Source organism: Psychrobacter sp. TB20-MNA-CIBAN-0197 (assembly GCF_040309765.1).
GTDB lineage: Bacteria > Pseudomonadota > Gammaproteobacteria > Pseudomonadales > Moraxellaceae > Psychrobacter > Psychrobacter submarinus.
Genome location: NZ_JBEOPC010000891.1, coordinates 1 through 259, shown reverse-complemented (window position 1 = coordinate 259; position 259 = coordinate 1). Strand labels below are relative to the sequence as shown.

The window sequence follows — 259 nt, the reverse complement described above, 5'->3', positions numbered from 1 at the left end:
GCTAGAAGGAGCGATTCAAGCTTTAATTGATAGACATGAGTCATTGCGGACAGCCTTTGTTGAAATTGATGGCAGTCCCGTCCAAAAAATCTATCGCCGTGTGCCGTTTACGTTACAGATGGTTGAAGTAGAAAGCGATCAGGTACAATCCGTCGTAGACAACTTCATGACACCATTCTCATTACATCAAGCACCTCTAATGAGGGCGAAAGTGGCAAAGCTGTCTGATGACAAATATGTGTTCATGATGGATATGCAC

Annotated in this window: 1 protein-coding gene; it reads left to right on the top strand. The window is 43.6% G+C overall.

Annotated features, from left to right (window positions below; genetic code table 11):
* A partial coding sequence (locus AAEY83_RS16430; protein WP_351060755.1) for a condensation domain-containing protein occupies positions 1-259 on the top strand: 259 nt, incomplete at both ends.